We start from the raw sequence: 302 nt of genomic DNA on the forward strand, positions 1-302 counted from the left end.
TGGGGTAATGATTACCTCTATGGCTACAACGGTAACGATTCACTTTATGGCGAAGACGGCAACGATACCCTGAATGGTGCTGGCGGTAATGACTACCTCTCAGGCGGTAACGGCGACGATGCTCTGCATGGTGAATACGGCGATGACCGCCTAGAAGGTAACGACGGTAACGACAAATTATATGGTCATGTTGGTAATGATGTCCTTCTTGGTGGTACCGGTAACGACTACCTTGATGGCCAGTGGAACAACGACCACCTATATGGTGAAAATGGCCATGACACGCTCAAAGGCGGTACAGG

General features: G+C 50.0%; 1 protein-coding gene. It reads left to right on the plus strand.

Features of this window, described 5'->3' with window-relative positions; genetic code table 11:
• On the plus strand, nucleotides 1-302 hold a 302-nt coding region (locus tag LRP50_RS25620; protein ID WP_274167202.1), incomplete at both ends, for a calcium-binding protein.

This window comes from Enterovibrio gelatinilyticus (assembly GCF_028683095.1).
Lineage (GTDB): Bacteria > Pseudomonadota > Gammaproteobacteria > Enterobacterales > Vibrionaceae > Enterovibrio > Enterovibrio gelatinilyticus.